A 6,244-nucleotide genomic window follows, 5' to 3' on the forward strand; every position below is an offset into this window, starting at 1 on the left:
TTATGATTTTTTATGAACTTTTCTTAAAACCCTACGAAAGTTACACCCTATTCCAAATATTTTTAGAATTTATTGCGGCTACTTTTGGAATGCTGAGTGTGTATTTTTCTATTAAAAAAAACATTTGGGTCTATCCTACCGGCATTATTTCCACTACGCTATATGTGTATATTCTCTTCGTGTTTGGGCTTTTAGGAGATTGCATGATTAATGTTTATTACAGTATCATGAGCGTTTATGGTTGGGTTCTTTGGTCTAAAAGTTCAGAAGACCATGTACATGTAAATGTTTCTTGGGCAGATAAAAAAGACTGGATTTTTTCTATCTTCCTATTTTTATTGAGTTTAGGTTTGGTAAGTTTGGTGTATTATTACAAACCATTGATAGACCATCAATTTATTTTCACTAAAAAAATAGAACAAGCATTAGGCTTTGAGCATCTAGATTGGGCTAATTGGTTAGATGTTTTTACCACAGCTATTTTTTTGGTAGGAATGTGGCTAATGGCAAAACGAAAAGTTGAAAACTGGATTTTTTGGATAATTGGTGACATCATCTGTGTTCCTATGATGATTTACAAAGGCTTAGGCATTACTTCTCTACAATATATTGTATTTACAATCATGGCTTTTAAAGGCTATTTCGAATGGAAAAGGTCTTCCCAAAAAATAAGTTAAAAGCTCAATCATTACAATCTAAATTTTCAAACAAAATAATCAAAAGCTTTTGCTTATTTTTGCAATTATTTTCATTAAAATGACTACAATAGAATTCTATAAATATCAAGGCACAGGCAATGATTTTGTAATGATAGACAACCGTGACCTTAGTTTCCCGAAAGACACCGAAACCATCAAAAACCTTTGCGACAGACGTTTCGGGATAGGTGGAGATGGTTTAATTTTATTAGAAAATGGTAAAAATGTAGATTTTACGATGGTCTATTACAATTCTGACGGAAACGAATCTACTATGTGTGGAAATGGCGGAAGATGTCTGGTTGCTTTTGCTCATTTTTTAGATGTTTTCGAAGAGAAATGTACTTTTAATGCAATTGACGGTTTACACGAAGCTGAAATTAAAAATGGCATCGTAAAACTAAAAATGATTGATATTGAAACCATCAAAAACATTGATAATGACTACGAATTGAATACAGGCTCGCCTCATTTTGTGAAATATGTAGAAAATGTAGAAAATTATAATGTTTACCAAAACGGTTATGACATTAGAAATTCTGAAAGCTATGCAAAAGAAGGCATCAATGTAAATTTTGTAGAAGAACTAGAACCCAACCATCTATTTGTAAGAACCTACGAACGTGGTGTAGAAGACGAAACCTACAGCTGTGGAACAGGAGTTACCGCTTGTGCTGCAACCTACATGAAAAACCACAAAACAGACAAAGTGGAAGTAAAAGTTTTGGGTGGAAATCTTAAAGTCTATGCAGAAGAAAACGAAAACGGTTTCAAAAACGTTTGGTTAGAAGGCCCTGCAAAACAAGTTTTCAAAGGGAAAATTAGTCTTTAGTCAAAAAGTTCGAAGTTGGAAGACAAATGATACAAAATTATTTATCATTCATCTTTTATCAATTATTATTTATCAATTATTCAATATGAAAAAAGGGTTTTCTATCATCGCCATAATAGCTTTAGTTCTATTAATAGTGGGAGGATATTTTGCATTTAAATTTTTAAAAAAGTATAAATTGAGCAATGTAGAGAAAGAAGGTTATATTCTTGTGCCTACTGGTGCTAATTTTGAGCAAGTTATTGACTCTATCTCGCCTTTTCTGAAAAATAAGGAAAGTTTCAAGGAAGTAGCTCTTCAAAAAAATCTTAACCAAAAAATAAAACCAGGTCGTTATAAAATAGAATCTGGCGCAGACAATAGTCAATTGGTCAACATGATTAAAGCAGGAAACCAAACGCCAAACTCTTTTAGAATAGGTGATTTTGGTACGGTATATCAGATGATTGGGAGAGTTTCTAGAAAAACCGAAGCAGATTCATTAGCTTTCGTCAATTCATTTAATAAAATAGCTCAAGAAAAAGGGTTAAATAATGCCGAAGATCTTAAAAATCACTTCTTTTCTGATACTTATGAATTTTACTGGACAGTAAAACCAGAAGATTTTTTCAAGAAATTTGAAAAAGATTATCAAGAATTTTGGACTGCAGAAAGAGAATCGAAACTTAAAAATCTAGGAATTTCTAAAAACCAAGTTTACGCTTTGGCATCCATTGTTTATAAAGAATCTGGCGGAAAAACAGATGAACAAAAAACCATTGCAGGATTGTATCTCAACCGCTACAAAAAAGGAATGAAACTGCAAAGTGACCCAACCGTAATTTACGCCATAAATAAAGAAGATAATTTCAAAAGCGATATCAAAAGAGTTCTGTACAAACATCTAAAAATACAATCACCATATAACACTTATGCTGTGGCTGGTATTCCTCCTGGGCCAATTTGTATTGTAGACAAAAGTTCGGTAGACGCCGTTTTAAACGCTGAAAATCATCACTATATCTTTATGTGTGCAGACCCAAAAAGAATGGGCTACCATAAATTTACAGATAACGATGCAGAGCATGCCAAAAATGCTAAAGAATACCAAGATTGGTTAAACTCTCGACAAATAAAGTAAAGTTTAACATCTTTTAACAATTTCAACATTTAACAATCTAAGAAAAATTTCGTCTAATTAAACGAAACAAGATAGAAATTGCACCATCATTTCATAATAAAATAAAATGCTAACCACGAAGTAAAAATACAATTTGCTTCGCTAAAAAAAGAAAAATGATTAACATTGAGAACATTACACAATTAAGAAGAAGAACATTAGGCTTAACAATTGTGCTCACTGCTTCGGCAATAGCTTTCGCACAAGAAAAGCAGCAGATTTCAGGAAAAATTGTGGATACCCAAAAGAATGCTGTTCCCTATGCCTCAGTAACCTTCAAAAACAAAACTGTAAAAGAAAATTCTACGCTCTATAGTGACGCTACACTTACGGATGACAAGGGAAACTTCAGTTTAAATTTAATTGCTGGCACTTACGAAATCACGATAGAAGCGATAGATTTCAAAAAAACAATAATAACCAAACAAATTACTGTAGGAGCTAATAACCTTGGTGATTTAAAATTAGAACAAGAAGCTACTACTACCAATACGAAAACCAAAGATATAGAAGGTGTAACGCTTACTGCTGCTACTAAACCTTACAAAGTAGAACTTGACAAAAGGACTTATGATGTAAGTGCAGATATCACTTCTAAAGGAGGAAATTTACAAGATATTTTACAAAATGTACCATCAGTTTCGGTAGAAACAGACGGCACTGTTTCTATGAGAGGAAACTCTAACGTAAGATTCTTAATTAATGGCAAACCATCTTCTATGCTAGGAATAGATGATAACGCAAACGCGCTACAATCTATACCAGCAGATCAAATAGAAAAAATAGAAGTAATTACTAACCCTTCTTCTAAATTTGAATCAGCAGGAACTGCCGGAATATTAAACATTATCCTTAAAAAATCTAAAAAAACAGGATTTAATGGAAGCGTAGAAGGTACTTTAGGCTATTTACCTACTACAAGACTTAATACCAACTTAAGCTGGAGAAAAGGAAATCTCACTTATTACATTAATGGTGGTGGTGGTTACAATGAAGGAAAATTTACCTCAAGAAATGATTATACTCTTAATACCACTGTTATTTCTCCTGTAAATAATACGTTGCTTAATTCTCACCAAGAAAGTGTTACCAATAATTATAACAAAAGTTATAATGTAACAACAGGTTTATCTTATGATTTTTCGTCCAAAACTACATTTAGCACCTCTCTTATGTTACGTGGTTCTGATAGTGATAGCAAATCTAACACAGATTATGCTGAAAATATATACAGTGATACAGGTAGTTTTCTTCAAAACACAAACCGTTTTAGCAATGGGTTAGGAAAAAATTTATCTTTTCAGGCAGATGCTAGTTTAGACCACAAAATCGATGATAATGGACAATTGATTTCCTTTGCAGCTAGTTTTCAAAACTCTAACAACGAAAATAATTCAGACATTAGGGAAACTTCCCCTGCCTCTTTTGGAAATGATGTGAGCAAGCAAAACTCCAAAAACAGAACTATTTTATTAAAATCTGATTATGAATTACCAATTGGCGAAAAATCAAAATTAGAAGCTGGATTAAGGTTTGATGCAAATAAAAATGATTATGACTATGAAGTGACAAGAAGTACAAATGGTAGCCCTGCAGAAATACTGCCATTATATACAAGCAATACAGTTTATGACGAAAAAATTTCGGCTGCCTATGCACAATTTAAAAGTAAAATTGGCGAAAAATTGTCTTATCAATTAGGTCTTCGTGCAGAAAACACCAATATAGATTTAACTTTTGACAGAGCAGATGGCCTTAACAAAATAGTTCCTAAAGATTATACTAATTTATTCCCTACCGTATTTTTAAGTTATGATATTTCTAAAAATAACCAGTTCTTATTAAACTACACCGAAAGAATTAGAAGACCAAGATCGTTCTTCCTTATTCCATTTATGTCTCTTAATAATAATAGAAATTTATTTGAAGGAAATCCAGACCTTAACCCATCTTTGGTACACTCTTACGAATTTGGATACAGTTTACAAAAAACTAAATTTAGTATTACTCCTACTCTCTATTACAGAAATACCATAGATGATATTAAAATGTATCAGGAAAGAACTTTAGACGCTAATAACAATACAGTAATTACGACTAAACCAATCAATCTAGGAACTGAGCAAACTTATGGTTTAGACCTTAATACAAGTTTAGACATTACCAAATGGTGGAAAGTGATGGCAAATTTAGATTTATTTGGTTATAAAACAAAAGGAGAATACAAAGGAGTTAATTACAACGGTGATGGTTTTTCTTCTAGAATTAGATTAACGAATACCTTCCGCCCTGACAAAAACACAAGTTTCCAAATTCAATCTTTTTATAGAGGTGGACAAAAAACAGCAAGCAACGAACAAAAAGCGATGTATGCAATCAGCTTAGGTGCAAATAGGACCATCTGGAAAGGAAACGGAACCATTAGTTTTAACATTCAAGATATTTTCAACACAAGAGCCAGAGAAACTGAATTTACAACAGAAACTTATACTAACTCTTCTTATATGCAAATGATGCCTAGAACATTTACTGTATCATTAAGCTACAGATTTAAACAAGGCGAAAAAGTAGAAAATCAAAAACGTAAAAAAGACATTAATAATAATGACCAAGGCGGTGATGATATGCCACCTATGTAAAATTCAAAAAAAATCCCGAAAAATTTCGGGATTTTTTACTTTTTATAGAATAAAACTTATGATAACGCTTTGGCTTTTTCTGCTTCGTAGATTCTTTTTCTAAGGTCGGTAGAAGAAAAACGATGGTCTCTTTTGTTGTAAAAAATTTCGATTCCTTTTTCCTCACAATATTGTCTTCCTGTGAAATCTTTGTCTCTATACTCTTCTCCAATAATTCTAACATCTATCACAAAAGACCTTAAAATATCTTCTAAATCTTGTTCGGTGTAATATGGAATAATCTCATCTACAGCATTTACTGCTTTCAATTGAATATACCTTTCTACTACAGTTTGTGTAGGCTTATTTTTAGTTGGTCTATCATAAGAAGGGTCTAATTGTAAACCTACGATAAGATAATCGCAAACTGTTTTTGCTTCTTCTAGCATTTTGATATGTCCTGCATGAAGCAAATCAAAAGACGAAAATGTAATGCCTATTTTTTGTGTTTTCATATAATTATTTATTTTTCTCTTGTTTCTAAATATTTTTGCCATTGCCAAGTGGTGCGCAATGCTTCTTCCAAAGAAGTTTCAGATTTCCAACCGAGTTCTTTTTCGGCTTTGTCTGCATTGGCATAGGCAATGGTAATATCACCTGCTCTTCTTTCGCATATTTGGTACGGAACTTTCACATTATTTGCACTTTCAAATGCATGAACCACCTCCAAAACCGAACTACCTTTTCCTGTTCCCAAATTGTAAATATCGATTTGAGTTTTTTCTGTAGAATTAATGAGTTTCTGTAACGCTTTTACGTGTGCTTTGGCAAGATCAACTACATAAATGTAATCTCTAACCGCGGTTCCGTCTTCGGTAGGATAATCATTTCCCCAAACCGATAGCTTTTCTCTAATTCCTGCCGCCGTTTGCATCAC

At 32.6% G+C, this 6,244-nt stretch carries 6 protein-coding genes; 4 read left to right on the top strand and 2 right to left on the bottom strand.

Annotation, left to right across the window (positions count from 1 at the left end; genetic code table 11):
- Positions 1 to 2: 2 nt before the first annotated feature.
- The 4 genes from pnuC (at position 3) to IEW40_RS03280 (ending at position 5,328) form a co-directional block, all read left to right on the top strand.
- Positions 3 to 677, top strand: coding sequence for a nicotinamide riboside transporter PnuC (gene pnuC / locus IEW40_RS03265; protein ID WP_188616648.1), 675 nt, complete (start codon positions 3 to 5; stop codon positions 675 to 677).
- Between the two features lie 79 nt (positions 678 to 756).
- Entirely contained in the window at positions 757 to 1,530 is a 774-nt protein-coding gene (gene dapF, locus IEW40_RS03270; RefSeq protein WP_188616649.1) for a diaminopimelate epimerase, read from the top strand.
- Positions 1,531 to 1,615: 85 nt separating this feature from the next.
- The gene (mltG, locus tag IEW40_RS03275; protein WP_188616650.1) at positions 1,616 to 2,650 is read left to right on the top strand and encodes an endolytic transglycosylase MltG; all 1,035 of its coding nucleotides are present in this window, start codon (positions 1,616 to 1,618) and stop codon (positions 2,648 to 2,650) included.
- A 155-nt stretch (positions 2,651 to 2,805) separates the two neighbouring features.
- Positions 2,806 to 5,328 carry a TonB-dependent receptor gene (locus tag IEW40_RS03280; protein ID WP_188616651.1) on the top strand — a complete coding sequence of 841 codons (2,523 nt, stop codon included), beginning with the start codon at positions 2,806 to 2,808 and terminating at the stop codon, positions 5,326 to 5,328.
- Positions 5,329 to 5,384: 56 nt separating this feature from the next.
- On the opposite strand, the gene IEW40_RS03285 is transcribed toward IEW40_RS03280, so the two are convergent.
- Positions 5,385 to 5,822 (bottom strand): adenylyltransferase/cytidyltransferase family protein, encoded by a 438-nt coding sequence (locus tag IEW40_RS03285; RefSeq protein ID WP_188616652.1) that lies wholly within the window; start codon positions 5,820 to 5,822, stop codon positions 5,385 to 5,387.
- Positions 5,823 to 5,830: 8 nt separating this feature from the next.
- On the bottom strand, positions 5,831 to 6,244 hold a 414-nt coding region (locus IEW40_RS14125; protein WP_229663357.1), incomplete at its 5' end, for a GDP-mannose 4,6-dehydratase.

The sequence above is a fragment of the Cloacibacterium rupense genome (assembly GCF_014645495.1).
GTDB classification, from domain to species: Bacteria; Bacteroidota; Bacteroidia; order Flavobacteriales; family Weeksellaceae; genus Cloacibacterium; species Cloacibacterium rupense.